Below are 15198 nucleotides of genomic sequence, written 5' to 3' on the forward strand. Positions count from 1 at the left end.
GCCGCCGGGGCGCCCGACCCGGTCATCACCATTCCGGTCGCGCCCCTGATGCACGCCACTGGCCAGTTCATCTCCATGGGCAGCCTGGTGGCGGGGTCGGCCGTCGCCACCCTGGCCTCGCGCCGTTTCGATCCGGCCGGCCTGTTCGACGAGGTTGACCGGCTGAAGGCGTCTGGCCTGGTGATCGTCGGGCCGGCCTTCGCCGCGCCCATGCTGGAGACCCTGGAGGCCCATCCCGGCCGCTGGACCCTGCCGTCCCTGCGCCGGATCGTGTCGTCGGGCGCCATGTGGGGGGCGGAGAACAAGCAGGGCCTCCTGAAGCACCTGCCGCACATCATGCTGATCGACAGCCTGGGCTCGTCGGAGGCCCTGGGCCTGGCCGGCTCCACCTCCGGCGGCGGGGCCACGGTCGGCACCGCCAAGTTCCTGGCCGGTCCCAATGCGGCGGTGTTCACCGAGGACGGCCGCCGGGTCGAGGCAGGGTCCGGTGAGCGCGGCCTGGTGGCGGTCGGCGGCTACACCCCGGTCGGCTATTACAAGGATGAGGAAAAGTCGGCCAAGACCTTCCGCACCTTCGAGGGCCGCCGCTGGAGCGTGCCGGGCGACTGGGCGACGCTGGAGACCGACGGCTCCATCACCCTGCTGGGCCGCGGCTCGCAGGTGATCAACACCGGCGGCGAGAAGGTCTTTCCGGAAGAGGTCGAGGAGGCGCTGAAGCGTTTCCCCGGCGTCCGTGACGCCGCCGTGGTGGGGGTGCCTGACCCACGCTTCGGCGAGCGGATCTGCGCCGTGGTCGACTGCGTGGACGGCGTGGCCCCGACCCTGGCCGAGCTGTCCGCCCACGTGAAGGCGCACCTGGCCGACTACAAGGCCCCGCGTGAGCTGGTCCTGGCCCCCGTGGGTCGGGCGCCGAACGGCAAGCTGGACTACAAAGCCGTGCGGACCAAGGCCCTTGAGGTGCTGGGCGTGACCGCGACGTAACAAAAAAGTAACGTGGCTTGGGGGCCGCAGGCCGGCATGGTCGCGGCCCCCAGCTTTCGTTCAAAGGCCCGATAATTCAATGAAATCCTACTGGCTCGCCGGGGCGTCGCTCGCCCTCGTGCTCGCGGCCTCACCCGCGCTCGCCGCCGACGTTTCCGCCGCAGACCTCGCCAAGGCGCCGCGCCGGGGGGAATGGGGCTTCGACCTGGCCGGCCGTGACCTGAGCGTGGCGCCCAGCCAGGACTTCTTCGACTACGCCAACGGGACCTATCTCAAGACCCTGGTGATTCCGGCGGACCGCACCAGCTATGGCTCGTTCGACGGGCTGCGAGAACTGTCGACCAACCGCATGCGCGCGGTGCTGGAGAAGGCCGCCGCCGACAAGGCCGCCACCGGCGACGAGGCCAAGATCGGCGCCCTCTATCGCAGCTTCATGGACGAGGCCGCCGTCAACGCCGCCGGCGCCAAGCCCCTGGCCGGTGAACTGGCCCTGATCCGCAAGGCCAAGAGCCGCAGCGATATCGCCAGGATCATGGGCCAGCATCAGAGCGGCTTCGGTGGCTCGGTGTTCGGCGCGGCGGTCTATGACGACGCCAAGGACCCGTTGCGCTACACCGTCTATCTCGGCCAGGGCGGCCTCGGCCTGCCGGACCGCGACTACTATCTGGACCCCAAGTTCGCGCCCCAGAAGGCCAAGTATGAGGCCTATGTCGCCAAGATCCTGACGCTGTCGGGTTGGGAACATCCGCAGACCCACGCCAAGGCGATCGTGGCGCTGGAGACCGAGATCGCCAAGGTCTCCTGGACCAGGATCGACCAGCGCGACGACACCCGGACCTATAACCCCTATCCCACGGCCAAGCTCGCGACCCTGGCGCCAGGCTTCGACTGGACCGCCTTCCTGGCCGGCGCCGAGCTGTCAGGCGCCAAGAAGGTGGTGGTCGCCGAGAACACCGCCTTCCCGAAGATCGCGGCGATCTACGCCAAGACCCCGATGGAGACCCTGAAGGCCTGGACCGCCTTTGGCCTGGCCGACCAGGCCGCGCCCTACCTCTCCAAGGACTTCGACGACGCCCACTTCGACTTCCGGGACAAGACCCTGGCGGGCCAACTCGAGCCCAAGCCCCGCTGGAAGCGTGGCGTGGCCCTGGTCGACGGATCGATCGGCGAGGCCCTGGGCCGGCTCTATGTCCAGACCTACTTCCCGGCGGACTCCAAGACCCGGATGGAAGGACTGGTGGGCGACATCCTGACCGCCATGAAAGGCCGCATCCAGCGGCTGACCTGGATGGGCGACGCGACCAAGGCCAAGGCGTTGGAGAAGCTGTCGAAGTTCAGCGTGATGATCGCCTATCCCGACGCCTGGCGGGATTATTCGGCCCTGACCGTCAAGGCCGGCGACCTCTATGGCGATGTCCAGCGGGCCAACCGCTTTGAATGGGCGCGAACCGTCAAGCGCATGAATGGCCCGGTCGATCGCAAGGAATGGGGCATGACGCCCCCCACGGTGAACGCCTACTATTCGCCGATCAAGAACGGCATCGTGTTCCCGGCCGCCATACTGCAGCCGCCGTTCTTCGATCGCGACGGCGACATGGCGGTCAATTATGGCGCCATCGGCGGCACCATCGGCCACGAGATCACCCATGGCTTCGATGACCAGGGCCGACATTTCGACGGCGATGGCCGGCTGACCGAGTGGTGGACCCCGGAAGACGCCGCCAAGTTCGAGGTCCAGGCCGCCAAGCTCGGCGCGCAATATTCAGCGATCGAGATCCTGCCGGGCGCCCACATCCAGGGCGGTCTGACCATGGGCGAGAACATCGCCGACCTGGGCGGTCTCCTGCTGGCGCTCGACGCCTATCACGTCTCGCTGCACGGCCAGCCAGCCCCGGTGATCGATGGCCTGACCGGCGACCAGCGGGTGTTCCTGGGCTGGGCCCAGGTGTGGCGCTCCAAGCTGCGCGACGACCGCCAGCGCCAGTTGCTGGTCTCCGACCCCCACGCCCCGGTCCGGGCGCGGGTGGATGTGCCGACCCGCAATATCGACGCCTTCTATGACGCCTTCGGCGTGAAGCCGGGCGACGGCATGTACATCGCCCCGGAGAACCGGGTCCGCATCTGGTAGCGAGACTCAGGGGGCGGCGCCGACAGGCCCGCCCCACTCCTTCTACAGGTGCGAGGCCGCCATGGCCTTGGCGGCCCACAGGCCGGTGGCGAAACAGGCCTGCAGCAGATAGCCGCCGGTCGGCGCCTCCCAGTCCAGCATCTCGCCCGCCGCCCAGACGCCGGGCCGGGCCTTGAGCATCAGCCCTTCGTCCACAGCGTCGCGGCTGATCCCGCCGGCGCTGGAGATGGCCCGGTCCAGGGGACGGGCGGCGGTGACCCGGATCGGCACGGCCTTGACCGCCGCCGCCAGGCGCTCCGGCGTCAGGCCCGGGCCGTGGCCCTCGCGAACCAGATTGATCGCCGCCGGGGTCAGCTTCAGGGCCTTGCGCAACAGCTCGGTGGTCGACAAGCTCGGTCGCGCCTGGGCCAGGCGATCGGTGATGCCGCCGCGCGACAGGTCAGGGCGCAGATCGATCTCCAGGGTCTGTGGGCCGTCGGCGGCGATGGCGTCGCGCAGGGCGCCGGACAGGGCGTAGACCGCCCCACCCTCCAGCCCATAGGCGGTGACCATCGCGTCGCCGCGGGCCGCCTGGCCGCGATGGGAAAGCGCGACGGCCTTCAGGGGCTGGCCGGCGAAGCGGTCTCGAAAGATGGGGCTCCAGTCGACCTCGAAGCCGCAATTGGCCGGCTTCAGTGGCGAGACGGCGACACCGGCCTCGGTGAGCACCTGCGTCCAGCCGCCGTCCGAGCCAAGCCGTGGCCAACTCGCCCCGCCGAGCGCCAGGAGGGTGGCGTCGGGCCGAACTGTCTCGGTCGCCCCCTCGACATCGGCGAACACCAGGTCGCCCGCCGGCGTCCAGCCCCGCCATTCCGAGCGGGTTCGAATCTCGACGCCCAACTCGGACAGCCGGATCAGCCAGGCGCGCAGCAGGGGCGAGGCCTTCATGGCCTTGGGAAACACGCGGCCACTGGGGCCGGTGAAGGTTTGCTGGCCCAGGCCCTCAGCCCAGCGGGTCAGGTCGGCGGCTGAGAAGGCCCTCAGCATCGGGGCGAGCCACGGTGAGGCCGCGCCATAGCGCGCGAGGAAGGGATCCGCCGGTTCGGAATGGGTGAGGTTGAGCCCTCCCCGCCCGGCCATCAGCAGCTTGCGTCCGACGCTGGGCATGCGGTCATGGACCGTGACCCGCCATCCGGCCTGGGCCAGGTGCTCGGCGGCGATCAGGCCTGCGGGGCCGGCGCCGATGACGACGAGATGGGGGGCTTGGGTCATGGGAGGGTCTGTCGCTGCGCGGAGCGCCCTGTAGCACGGGCTGCGTCGCCGAGGGCGAGGGGATTATTTTGACTCATATGTCAAAAATGATCGCGGGCAAAAATTTGGCCCGCTGCGGGGGATAATCGCAACGGGCCATATTTTTTTGAGCTGTCGCTCTTATTAAGCGGGCGTTTCCTCCCCGAAACGCCGGAGACTGAAGGACTTAGAAGCCGTCATGTCTCTCGCAAGACAGACAAAACGGCAATTTCTGGTTCGAGTCAATGCACCCATTTCGACCATTCGGCCGAAAATGGATCAGATTTCCGCGATCAGGCGATTTAGCGCCTCTCAGGGGAATATTTTTGACGAATACGTCAAAATTTACCCAGCCGATTGCGCAGGGCCTCGAACGGCGCGCAGCGGGTTTCGAACACGAAATCGGGCCGTGAGGCGGTCACCGGTCCTCGACCCGCCGCCGTCAGCAGGCCGGCGGCGCGGGCCACGCCCTCCACCGGGGTCAGCAGGCCATTGGGCCGGGGGATCGACCCGGCCGCCACCAGGTCTTCGACCAGGGCCTCGTCGCCATCCTGAGCCGGCCAGACCAGGGTGGCGCTCTCATGGGCGGTGGCCCTGGCCTCGATGATCCGCAACAACCCCTCGGCCGCAGCCAGCTGGTCCTCGGACCAGTCGGCGCGCAGGGCGGCCGTCAGTTGCGCCTGGCTCTTCAGGATCACTCCGTCGGAGAGGATCTTCAGACCATTGGCGGTCAGGGTCGCGCCGGTGGTGGTGATGTCGACGATCAGCTCCGCGGCCCCGGCCGCCGGCGCCCCTTCGGTCGCCCCGCCGGACTCGGCGATTCGGTAGTCGGCGACACCATGGCGGGCGAAGAAGGCCCGGGTCTGGACCAGGTACTTGGTCGCCACCCGCATGCGCCGGCCATTGCGCGCCAGGAGATCATGGGCGACCTCCTCCAGGTCGGCCATGGTGTCGACGTCGATCCAACTCTTAGGCACGGCGACCACCAGATCGGCGCGACCGAAGCCCAGGGCGCGCAGCAGCAAGGCGCGATCCTCCAGCGCTCCGCCGCGCTCCCGCAGCAGGTCCTCGCCGGTGATCCCCAGATGCACTTCGCCCGCGTCGATCGCCTCGGCGATATCGCCGGCCGAGAGCAGGCGCACCTGCACCCCGCCGACACCTTTCAGTTCGGCCATGTAGCCCCGGGCGCCGCCGGCGATGGAGAGCTTGAGGCCGCAATCCGCCAGCCATTCCTCGACCTGCTCTTTCAGCCGGCCCTTGGAGGGGACGGCGATGATCAGGGGTTCGCTCATCGGGCGTCCTCCGCCAGGGCCCACAGGGGACGCAAGGTGCAGCCAACGGCCTGGGCCTGGGCTGGGCCGCCCAGCCGCACGGGTAGGCCGTCATAGCGACCGCCAACGGCGATCGGGCGATCGGGGCCCAGGCCCTGGGCGCGAATCTCGAAGGTCAGGCCGTCGTAATAGTCAAAGGCATGGCCGAGCGCGGTGGCGAAGCGGGCGTGGGCGATGGGCGCCCCGGCCTCGGACAGATGCGACAGCCGCCGGGTCCAGACCTGCAGGGCCTGCTTCAGGGCCTTGGACTTCGGCCCGGCCAGGGCCGCGACGGCGGCCAGCGCGTCCGCAGGCTCGGCCTCGATGGCCAGGAAGCGGCGCAGCGCCTCGGCCTGGTCGAGGGTCAGGGCCGGCGCTCGCTGGGCTTCGGCGCGGCGGACCAGACGCTGGGCGATCTCGGCGGGGCCTCGGCCGCCCACAGGCTCGACCCCAGCCAGCGCCCAGACCTCTTCCAGCATGCGGCCAGCCTCGACCGGACTGAGCGCCGCCAGCACCCCGGCGAGACCGCCCGGATCGGAGCCCTGGTCGTTGGCCGGCTGACCGGCGCGGGCCAGTTCGGCCTGCAGCAGCCGAGGTCGCGCCGCCGCGCGCTTCAGCCGCGCGCCCAGGCTGGGGCTCAGGTCCAGGCCATCGATAAAGGCCGCGAACAGGGCCACGTCGCCCAGCCACAGCGACAGGTCCTTGCGCCCGCCGGCCTCGGCCGCCCGCCAGGCGATGGCGACGATCTCGGCGTCGGCCGCCGGGGCGGCGGCCTCGCCAGCGTCAAAGCGCTCCAGGCCGATCTGCAGGAACTCCTCGGCCAGATCAGGACTGTCGGGCGCGGCGCGGAACACCTTGCCCTCATAGACATAACGGCCCGACGCGGCGCCACGATCCAGGTGCAGGCGCGCGACCGGCACGGTGAAGTCGGGACGCAGACAGGTCTCCGCTCCCCCCTCCGCCTGGACCACGAACAGTCGGGCGCGCAGGGCCTCGCCCGCCAGGTCGAGCAGCAGACCCAGCGGCTGCAGCAGCGGGGCGTCGACCGCCTCGGCCCCCGCCGCCAGGAACGGCGCGCGGATGGCGGCCAGCTTTTCAGGGGGAATGGCGGGCTCGGCGCGCATGGCGGGTCAGGCCTCCAGGATCCGGCGCAGCGCCGGGATCAGCTCGGCGCGGGGAATGGTCTGCTGGCCAGGCCGCTCGGTGCGCCAGGCGGCGTTGTCGGTGACGCCGGCCGAAAGCGCGCGACCCAGGTCCAGATCCTTCACCGTCACCGTCCCCGCCGCGATCTCGTCACCGCCCAGTATGACGGCGGCCGGTGACAATCGTCTGTCGGCGTATTTCATCTGGGGCCGCATTCCAGAGGCGCCCAGATAGACCTCGGCGGCGATGCCGGCCGCGCGCAGTTCGCTGACCAGCTGGAAATAGGCGCCCATGTCGTCGGGGCTGAAGGCGATCACCACCACCGGCCCGCGCGCCGCGCCGCCCAGGTCGCGACCGGCCGCGCGCAGGGCCGAGGCCAGACGCGAAACCCCGAAGGAAAAGCCGGTGGCCGGCGTCCGCTCACCGGTGAACCTCGCCACCAGGTCGTCATAGCGCCCGCCCCCGCCGACCGAGCCGAACCGCACGGGCTCGCCCTTCTCGTCGGTGGTGTCCAGCAGGAGCTCGGCCTCGAAGACCGCGCCGGTATAATATTCCAGGCCACGCACCACCGACGGGTCAAAGGCCGCCTTGTCCGCGCCGACCCCCAGGCCGTTAAGCGCCCGATCGATCCGCGAAAGTTCCTCAAGCCCTTCGTCGCCCTCGGCCGAACCGCCGATCACCCGGGCGATGGCGTCCAGGGTCTCGCTACGGCCGCCAGCCACGCCGGCGGCGGTGAAGGCCAGCACGGCCTGGGCCGACCTGGCGTCCAGGCCCGCGCCCTTGGTGAAGGCGCCGCTCTCGTCCTTGCGGCCTTCGCCCAGCAGCAGGCGCACCCCGTCCGGCCCCAGGCGGTCGAGCTTGTCGACGGCGCGCAGCACGGCGAGCTTCTGGCCCTCGGTGGTCACGCCGGCCGTGGCCAGCAGGCCGTTCAGCAGCTTGCGGTTATTGATCTTCAGCACATAGGACCCGGTCGCCAGGCCAGCCGCGCCCAGCCCCTCGGCGGCCATGGCGATGATCTCGGCGTCCGCCTCGGGGCGGGCAGAGCCCACCGTGTCGGCGTCGCACTGGACGAACTCGCGATAACGGCCGGGACCCGGCTTCTCATTGCGCCAGACCGGCCCGAAGGCGTAGCGGCGGAACGGCTTGGGCAGGGCGTCCCAGTTCTGGGCCACGAAGCGGGCGAGCGGCGCGGTGAGATCGTAGCGCAGCGCCATCCACTGCTCGTCGTCGTCCTGCAGGGCGAAGACCCCCTCATTGGGACGGTCGGCGTCGGGCAGGAACTTACCGAGCGCATCGGCATATTCGAAAGCCCCGGTGTCCAGGGCCTCGAAGCCATAGCGCTCATAGACGGCGGAGACCCGGGTGAGGATCTCGCGCTCGGCGGCCAGGTCGCGGGCGCGGCGGTCGATGAAGCCGCGGGGGGCGCGGGCTTCGGGGCGTTGGGAAGCGTCGGACATGGCGGAGCGCTTAAGGCTTGGCGGCGCGCGCGGCAAGGCGCGGGGCGGGTTGGCGGAGGTTCTGGAAGATCATCGTCGTCGTCCCTTCTAGTCTGGGTCTCGACGGACGGGGTGGCTGACCTCAGCGAGCCCCATCCGCTTTCGCGGGGCTCGCGCCGGGTTCGTGCTTAAGCCGAACGACCCCGACCGATCCCGCGCAGCGAGGTCGGATGGTGGAGGCCGTGGGGGTGGGCGAACCGGATCATGCGGCGATCCCCTTAGCCCAAGGGTCTCGGAAAGGCGAGTCGCACCAACAGATGCGAATTGATCGCAAGGGGCTGGACAGGGTCGAAGTCTGTGTCTAGATATATCTTTCATCAGATATATCTAGATTATGACGAAAGAGGTTCCTGATGAATATGCCCTTCACCGGACGCCCCAACCGCCCGCCCATGGCGGTGCGCGCCCTGACCCTGATCGAGACGGAATTCCTGACTCCCCACGCGCTGCGGCTGATCTTCACCGGCGAGGACCTGGCCAGCCTCGACTACAGGCCGGGCCAGGATCTGGTGCTGCTGCTACCGCTGGAGGACGGGACACTGGGCCGGCGGCACTACACGATCCGCTGGCTCGATCGCGCCACCGGCCGCCTGGCGATCGACTTCGTGATCCACGGCCATGGCGGGCCCGGCGAACAGTTCGCCATGACCGCCCAGCCCGGCGATCGGATCGAAGCCGCCGGGCCCCGTGGCCGCACCTTCATCAAGCCGGACGCCGACTGGCATCTGTTCGTCGCCGACGAAACCGGCCTGCCGGGGGTCCTGGCCATGCTGGAGGCCCTGCCCCCGCACAGCCGCGCCTATGCGATGATCGAGGTTGAGCACAAGGACGACCGCCAGTTGCTCGACGCCTATTGCGACCTGGATCTCGACTGGCTGGTGCGTGGCGGTCCCGCCCTGCCCGCCAGCCTGGGGCTGATCGAACGGGCGGCCCTGTTCGCGCCCCGCCCTGGACGCGGCCACGCCTATCTGATGGCGGAGACCAGCACGGTCCAGACCCTGCGACGCGGCCTGCTGGCTCGGGGCTTCGCCAAGGACCAGATCAGCGCCGAGGGCTATTGGCGCCCCGGCCGCCAGGGCGGCCATGACCACATCATGGACGAGGCGGACTTCGCCGCCCGCATGGCCTCCCAGGCCTAGCCGGGGGTCAGGTTCGGGGTCTTGTAGTCCATGCCGGCCAGAGCCGGGCTGGCGTCGGCGGCGTCGAAGGCGCTCATCAGGGCGCCGAAGCGGCCCTGGACCAGGGGGCGCATGTCGGGGTGAGTGAGGATGTAGCGCTCCTTGGCGAGCACCCCTTCCAGCACCCGGCGGCCGACCCGTTCCGGATCAATGCCGCTGTCGACCAGGTTGCCGGCGACGATCTCACTGACCGCCGGACCGCCGAACTGGGCCTGGCGGGTGCGGCCGGACTGGTTGATCTTGGTGCGCACGAAGCCCGGGCACAGCACGGCCACGTGGATGTCTTCAGGCGCCAGCTGGGCCGCCCAGCCCTCGGACATGCCAACCACGGCGTATTTGGTGGCCGTATAGGGCTCCATCCCCGGCGCGGAGATCAGGCCGGCCATGGAGGCCGTGTTGACGAAACAGCCGCCTTCGCCGTGGCTGCGGATCAGCGGCAGGAAGGTCTCCATGCCATAGACCACGCCCATCAGGTTCACGGCCACGACCCAGTCCCAGTCGGCCGGCTTGACCTGATCCATCGGCCCGCCCGCCCCGACCCCGGCGTTGTTGCAGACCAGGTGGACCTTGCCGAAAGTCTCGACGGTTTCGGCTGCTGCGGCCTCCACCGCCTTGCGATCAACAACGTCGCAGATCACCCCGGCGGCCCTGATCTGGCGGCCCTCCAGGTCGGCGATCGCCGCGTCCAGCGGCGCGCGCTCGATGTCGGCCAGCATGATCTGCATGCCCGCCTCGCCAAAGGCGTGGGCCATGGCCAGGCCCAGGCCGCTGGCCCCGCCGGTGATGAAGGCGGTCTTGCCTTTGAGGTCTTGCATGGAGATTCCTAGTCTTTGAGAAGGTCGATCAGGGCGACCGTGGACGGATCGTGCGGGTTCCGGGTCTGGCCTTCGAGCTCTGGCAGGATGCGGGCGGCGAGCGTCTTGCCCAGTTCCACCCCCCACTGGTCAAAGCTGTTGACCCCCCAGAGCACCCCCTCCACGAACACCTTGTGCTCATAGAGCGCGATCAGGGCGCCGAGACGCTCGGGCGTCAGCCGGTCCATCAGGATGAAGCTGGAGGGCCGATCGCCGGGGAAGGTCCGCTGCGGGACCAGGGCCTCGATCCGGGCTTGCGGCGCGCCCTTGGCCTCCAGCTCGGCGCGGACATCTTCGGCGGAGCGGCCGACCAGCAAGGCCTCGGCCTGGGCGATGACATTGGCCAGCAGCTTGGTCTGGGAGGCCGGTTCGCCCTCGCTGGCCTGGGCCACCGCCACGAAGTCCACCGGGACCACGTCCGTGCCCTGGTGCAGTTGCTGGAAGAAGGCGTGCTGGCCATTGGTGCCGGCGTCGCCGAACACCGCCGCCGCCGAGCCCCGGGTCAGGGGCTGGCCTGCCTGGCTGACCCGCTTGCCGTTCGACTCCATTTCCAGCTGCTGCAGGAAACTGGCGAACAGCCGCAGGCGCTGGGCATAGGGGATGACCGCGCGCAGGGGCCGGCCCAGGCCATTGCGGTTGAAGATGTGGGCAAGCGCCAGCATCACCGGCGCGTTGCGGCCGAGCGGCGCCGTCAGGAAGTGGCCGTCCATCGCCGCCGCCCCGGCCAGCAGGGCCTCGAAGGCCTCGAAACCCAGGGCCACGGCGCAGGACAGGCCCACGGCGGACCAGATCGAATAGCGCCCCCCCACCCAGTCCCAGAAGGCGAAGACCTGGTCGGCGGGAACCCCGAAGGCCTGAGCCACGGCCGGAGCGGCCGAGACCGCCACCAGATGCGAATCAGCGGCCGGCCCCAGGGCGGCGCGCAACCACGCCCGGGCGACCTCGGCATTGGCGAGCGTCTCCTGGGTGGTGAAGGTCTTGGAGACCACCACGATAAGAGTCTGGGCCGGATCAAGACCGGCCAGAGCCAGGGCCGCCTCCGCCGGATCGACATTGGCGGCGAAGCGCAGCTCGATCACCGGCTCCAGCGGTCGCAGGGCCTCCCAGATCAGGCGCGGGCCCAGGTCGGAGCCGCCGATGCCGATATGGACGATGGATCGGAAGGGCTTGCCGCTGGCGCCCAGGACCGCGCCCGACCGCACGGCCTCGGCGAATCGGCGAATCTGGTCGCGGGTGGCCTCGACCTCGGCGGAGACTGGAACCCCCTGGGCCTTGAAGGCTGCGCCGTTCGGCGCGCGCAGGGCCATGTGCAGGGCCGCGCGGTCCTCCGAGGCGTTGACCGCCTGGCCTGAGAACAGCCGCGCGCGGGCGGCCTCCACCTCGGCGGCCTCGGCGAGGTCCAGCGCCACAGCCAGGTCGGCCTTGGTCCAGGGCTGCTTGGACAGGTCGAGCCTCAGGCCGCAGGCGTCGAGGACGAGCGTGTCGAGACGATCGGGCTCAGCCTCGAACAGGTCCACGATCCGGCGGTCGCGGGCGGCCGCGCCGGCGGCTTCGAGGCGGGTCCAGGCGGCGTCGAGATCGGTCGGCATGCAGGCTCCGGCGGCGGCTGGTAGGACGGCGTTTACCATGTTCGAGGTAGCAGATCGGACCTCGTCCTGTCTTGGACGGCCAGACCTTTCGCGAGGGTTTCCCCGATGTCCTGCGACGCCGCCGCCTCTGTCGCCTTCTTCTGGCTCGCCGCCACAGCGCCCATGGCGCCGACCCACGGCCCGGCCGCTGCGCCGCCGCCTTCAGTGGCCAGCGAACCGCTGTTCGTCGATATCGTGAAGCGGGCCAAGACGCTGAAGGCCCAGGTCGACGCCTTCCGGGGGACCGGCAAGCCGATCACACCGGCCTTCCACGCGGCGATCAGCGAACTGTCGGACCTGGACATGAAGGGCCACCTGACGCTCGCCCAGCGCGGCACGGACGGCGACCTGAAGTGCATCCTGCGCGGCATCTCCCAGGACCTGCCGCTGAAGCTCGCCGCCGTCGACGCGGCGGCCGCCGACCGCAAGGCCCGCGACACGGCGCTGCGCGACATGTCCTATCTGCTGAACGACAATGTCGAGGTGATCACCGCGCCCCCGGCCCCGCCGGCCTGAGGCGCGTAGAAACACCCCGCCGGCCTGAGGGGCGATCAGCTCTTCGCGGCCTTCTCCACCGCCGCCGCCAGGATCGCCGGCGTCAGCAGTTGCGGCAGGATCTGGGGCTCGCCGCCCCTGGCGCCATAGACCAGATAGAGCGGCACGCCGGCCCGGCCATGCTTGGCGAGCTCGGCCTCGATCACAGCGTCCTTCCGGGTCCAGTCGCCCTTCAGATAGACCGCGCCCGAGCGCTTGAACGCCGCAGCAGCCTGGGGCGTCGAGAAGGCGACCTTCTCATTGACCTGGCAGGTGACGCACCAGGCCGCGGTGAAGTTGACGAACACCGGCTTGCCGGCGGCTTGCGCCGCGGCGACCTTGTCCGGGCTCCAAGCTTCATAGGGGATGGCGGCGGTCGCGTCGGAGCCCGCCTCCGCCCCGGCCGCCGGAACCTCCGCATAGCTCGGCCAGACGCAGGCGAGGAAGGCCAGCACGGTCAGCACGCCGCCGGTCAGGGCGTGGGCCAGGGGCTTGCCCCCCGCTGCGTGGCGGCGCTGGGCGATGCCCAGGGTCCAGGCGCCGAGCGCCAGCACCACGGCGGCGGCGAACACCCGGGCGAGCGCCGAAGAGCCGGCCTGGACGGTCAGCACCCAGGCCAGCCAGGCCGCCGCCCCGTACATCGGGAAGCTCATCAGCCGACGGAACCCCTCCATCCAGCCGCCCGGCTTGGGCAGGCGCGACAGCAGGGCGGGTGCGAAGGCCGCCAGGGTGAAGGGCGCCGCGAAGCCGAGGCCCAGGCCCGCGAACACCGCCAGGGCGGCCGGCGGGCTCTGGGTCAGGGCCCAGCCCAGCGCCGGGGCCATGAACGGCGCCGTGCAGGGGGCGGCGACCACCACGGCCAGCGCCCCTGTGAAGAAGGCCCCGACCAGGCCGCCCTTAGAGGCGATGTCCTGACCGACGCCCTGCAGTGAAGCGCCGACCTCGAACAGGCCCGAGAGATTGAGCGCCACCGCCAGCATCAGCAGGCTGAGCACGGCCACCACCGGCGGCGACTGCAGTTGGAAGCCCCAGCCCACGGCCGCGCCGCCGGCCCGCACGGCGATCAACAGGCCCGCCAGGCTGAGGAAGGTCGCCAGCACACCCGTCAGGAAGGCCAGGCCCTGGCGGCGCGCGGCCGCATGTTCATGGGCGTGGCCGGCCAGGGAAGCGGCCTTCATGGCCAGGATCGGGAAGACGCAGGGCATCAGGTTGAGGATCAACCCGCCGACGAAGGCGAAGGCCACGGCGGCGACCAGGCCCAGGCCTGCACCGCCCGCCGGTCCCGGAGTGGCCTTGACCGGCGGCGCGCCGAGTCCGGCGGCTCCAGGCGGTGGAACGCCGGGCTTGGCGGTGATCTCATAGGCCTTGCCGCCGAGGGCCAGGACGCCCGACAGGACGGCAGGGGAGCGCCCCTGCTGGAAGCCATAGGCGCCGGCCAGCGTCAGGGTCAGGCCGTCGGGACCACGCTCAATCGGCTGCGGACGGGCGTGGTCGATCAGATTGCCTTCGTAGGGATAGAAATAGGCGTCAGCCAGGTCGGCGCCCTTGAGGGGCGCGCCGGTGACGGCCAGCGCGATCCCGGCGGGCTTGACGGAGAAGACGGCGTCAAGGCCGCCGGGCTTGGGGGCGTCGGCCAGGGCCTTGGCGATCTTCGGCCCCCAGACGGTGTCGGGATCAGGCGCTCCGGCCGTGACCGGCAGGGTGAGAGAGAGATCGGCGTCCTCCGGCACGCAGACGTCGGCGCAGACCAGGAAGGCGGCGGCGGCCTTGAGGGTGACCATGGTCCCGGGCCTGGCGGACTTCGGGGCGGTGATCGCCACCGGCAGCAGCACCTCGTCCTGATAGCCATAGTTCATCAGCGGACCGGTCGGATGGCGGCCCGGGGTCGCCCAGACGATATCGCCCGCGGTGAATCCCGTCGGCAGAGTCCAGTCGAGGCGGGTCGCCTCGCCGGAGTCGCCGGAGTTGCGCCAATAGGTATGCCAGTCCTTCTGGATCTGCTGGCGCAGCGCCACATGGATCGTCCCGCCAGGGGCGATTCCACGGCTGTCGGTGACCAGTTCCGCCTGGACGTGGCGGACCTGCTGGGCCGCCGCAGGGGTGGTCAGGAACAGGGAGAGTCCAAGGATCGCGGCGATCCCGGCGAGTAAACGTGTCATCCGCAGCCCCATTGATCCTGCCCGCTATATGGCGCGGGAACCGCGTTCCGCAAAGCGCTCGACTTGTCGCGCGAGGCCGCCATCATCGACGAATCAGATGATCCGCCACGGGAGGCGCCCCGGTGCCCGCGAGTTTCGACGAAATTGAAATCGGACAGGTGGTGTCGCTGGGCGACGTCCGCGTCGATTCACGTGCGCTGGAGGCCTTCATTTCCGCCTTCGCTCCCGGCTGGCCGGCCGAACGCGGCGCGCCCGACGCCATGGTGTACGCGCTATGGGCCCGGGTGGATGCGGCCGCCACCATGGGCTGGCCCCAGACCAAGCGCCTGGGCGTCGACGCCCTGCGCTGGGTGCGCAACCCGCCGGCCGGGGAATCCCTGCGCGGCCGCATGACCGTGATGGGCAAGGATCCCGTCGGTGACGGCAAGGGCATCATCATCGCCCAGCATGATCTGCTCGACGAAGCGGGTCGGCTGGTTTTCTCCTGCCTGACCCGCAGCGTCTTCGCGCGATAGAGA

Annotated in this window: 12 protein-coding genes; 5 read left to right on the forward strand and 7 right to left on the reverse strand. The window is 70.2% G+C overall.

Annotated elements, in window-relative coordinates:
* Together Q7P21_RS00005 and Q7P21_RS00010 are read left to right on the forward strand one after the other, a co-directional pair.
* A partial coding sequence (locus tag Q7P21_RS00005; protein WP_304175191.1) for an AMP-binding protein occupies window positions 1–981 on the forward strand: 981 nt, incomplete at its 5' end.
* Between the two features lie 79 nt (window positions 982–1060).
* Window positions 1061–3109: a M13 family metallopeptidase gene (locus Q7P21_RS00010; protein ID WP_304164358.1), complete on the forward strand. Its 2049-nt coding sequence runs from the start codon at window positions 1061–1063 to the stop codon at window positions 3107–3109.
* Between the two features lie 42 nt (window positions 3110–3151).
* On the opposite strand, the gene Q7P21_RS00015 is transcribed toward Q7P21_RS00010, so the two are convergent.
* The 4 genes from Q7P21_RS00015 to hisS all read right to left on the reverse strand — a co-directional run bounded on the left by Q7P21_RS00015 (window position 3152) and on the right by hisS (window position 8288).
* Complete coding sequence (locus Q7P21_RS00015) at window positions 3152–4360, reverse strand: TIGR03862 family flavoprotein (RefSeq protein WP_304175193.1); 1209 nt, start codon at window positions 4358–4360, stop codon at window positions 3152–3154.
* Between the two features lie 356 nt (window positions 4361–4716).
* On the reverse strand, window positions 4717–5670 hold the full coding sequence (gene hisG / locus Q7P21_RS00020) for an ATP phosphoribosyltransferase (RefSeq protein WP_304164364.1): 954 nt from the start codon (window positions 5668–5670) through the stop codon (window positions 4717–4719).
* Entirely contained in the window at window positions 5667–6812 is a 1146-nt protein-coding gene (locus Q7P21_RS00025) for an ATP phosphoribosyltransferase regulatory subunit (RefSeq protein WP_304175196.1), read from the reverse strand. The genes hisG and Q7P21_RS00025 overlap by 4 nt, the downstream gene beginning before the upstream one ends.
* Before the next feature lie 6 nt (window positions 6813–6818).
* Window positions 6819–8288, reverse strand: a complete 1470-nt coding sequence (hisS, locus tag Q7P21_RS00030) for a histidine--tRNA ligase (protein ID WP_304164369.1) — start codon at window positions 8286–8288, stop codon at window positions 6819–6821.
* A gap of 392 nt (window positions 8289–8680) precedes the next feature.
* On the opposite strand from hisS, the gene Q7P21_RS00035 reads away from it, so the two are divergent.
* Entirely contained in the window at window positions 8681–9466 is a 786-nt protein-coding gene (locus tag Q7P21_RS00035; protein WP_304164371.1) for a siderophore-interacting protein, read from the forward strand.
* Here the strand turns inward: Q7P21_RS00035 and Q7P21_RS00040 are convergent.
* Both Q7P21_RS00040 and pgi read right to left on the reverse strand, forming a co-directional pair.
* Window positions 9463–10320, reverse strand: coding sequence for an SDR family NAD(P)-dependent oxidoreductase (locus tag Q7P21_RS00040; RefSeq protein ID WP_304164374.1), 858 nt, complete (start codon window positions 10318–10320; stop codon window positions 9463–9465). The genes Q7P21_RS00035 and Q7P21_RS00040 overlap by 4 nt on opposite strands.
* A gap of 8 nt (window positions 10321–10328) precedes the next feature.
* Window positions 10329–11948: a glucose-6-phosphate isomerase gene (gene pgi, locus Q7P21_RS00045; protein ID WP_304175198.1), complete on the reverse strand. Its 1620-nt coding sequence runs from the start codon at window positions 11946–11948 to the stop codon at window positions 10329–10331.
* Window positions 11949–12053: 105 nt separating this feature from the next.
* Between pgi and Q7P21_RS00050 the strand changes: the two genes are divergently transcribed.
* Window positions 12054–12503, forward strand: a complete 450-nt coding sequence (locus Q7P21_RS00050) for a hypothetical protein (protein WP_304164379.1) — start codon at window positions 12054–12056, stop codon at window positions 12501–12503.
* A 35-nt stretch (window positions 12504–12538) separates the two neighbouring features.
* On the opposite strand, the gene Q7P21_RS00055 is transcribed toward Q7P21_RS00050, so the two are convergent.
* A complete protein-coding gene (locus Q7P21_RS00055; RefSeq protein WP_304175200.1) occupies window positions 12539–14680 on the reverse strand; it encodes a protein-disulfide reductase DsbD in 2142 nt (713 codons plus the stop codon).
* Window positions 14681–14802: 122 nt separating this feature from the next.
* Between Q7P21_RS00055 and Q7P21_RS00060 the strand changes: the two genes are divergently transcribed.
* Complete coding sequence (locus tag Q7P21_RS00060; RefSeq protein WP_304164384.1) at window positions 14803–15195, forward strand: acyl dehydratase; 393 nt, start codon at window positions 14803–14805, stop codon at window positions 15193–15195.
* Window positions 15196–15198: the final 3 nt, after the last annotated feature.

Source organism: Phenylobacterium aquaticum (assembly GCF_947378715.1).
GTDB classification, from domain to species: domain Bacteria; phylum Pseudomonadota; class Alphaproteobacteria; order Caulobacterales; family Caulobacteraceae; genus Phenylobacterium; species Phenylobacterium aquaticum_A.

What these genes read in the sequence shown, in the direction of transcription:
- Q7P21_RS00055 (WP_304175200.1), bottom strand. Translation starts at nt 14,680, where the DNA reads ATGACACGTTTACTCGCCGGGATCGCCGCGATCCTTGGACTCTCCCTG.
- Q7P21_RS00015 (WP_304175193.1), bottom strand. Translation starts at nt 4,360, where the DNA reads ATGACCCAAGCCCCCCATCTCGTCGTCATCGGCGCCGGCCCCGCAGGC.
- hisG (WP_304164364.1), bottom strand. Translation starts at nt 5,670, where the DNA reads ATGAGCGAACCCCTGATCATCGCCGTCCCCTCCAAGGGCCGGCTGAAA.
- Q7P21_RS00040 (WP_304164374.1), bottom strand. Translation starts at nt 10,320, where the DNA reads ATGCAAGACCTCAAAGGCAAGACCGCCTTCATCACCGGCGGGGCCAGC.
- Q7P21_RS00035 (WP_304164371.1), top strand. Translation starts at nt 8,681, where the DNA reads ATGAATATGCCCTTCACCGGACGCCCCAACCGCCCGCCCATGGCGGTG.
- Q7P21_RS00050 (WP_304164379.1), top strand. Translation starts at nt 12,054, where the DNA reads ATGTCCTGCGACGCCGCCGCCTCTGTCGCCTTCTTCTGGCTCGCCGCC.
- hisS (WP_304164369.1), bottom strand. Translation starts at nt 8,288, where the DNA reads ATGTCCGACGCTTCCCAACGCCCCGAAGCCCGCGCCCCCCGCGGCTTC.
- Q7P21_RS00025 (WP_304175196.1), bottom strand. Translation starts at nt 6,812, where the DNA reads ATGCGCGCCGAGCCCGCCATTCCCCCTGAAAAGCTGGCCGCCATCCGC.
- pgi (WP_304175198.1), bottom strand. Translation starts at nt 11,948, where the DNA reads ATGCCGACCGATCTCGACGCCGCCTGGACCCGCCTCGAAGCCGCCGGC.
- Q7P21_RS00010 (WP_304164358.1), top strand. Translation starts at nt 1,061, where the DNA reads ATGAAATCCTACTGGCTCGCCGGGGCGTCGCTCGCCCTCGTGCTCGCG.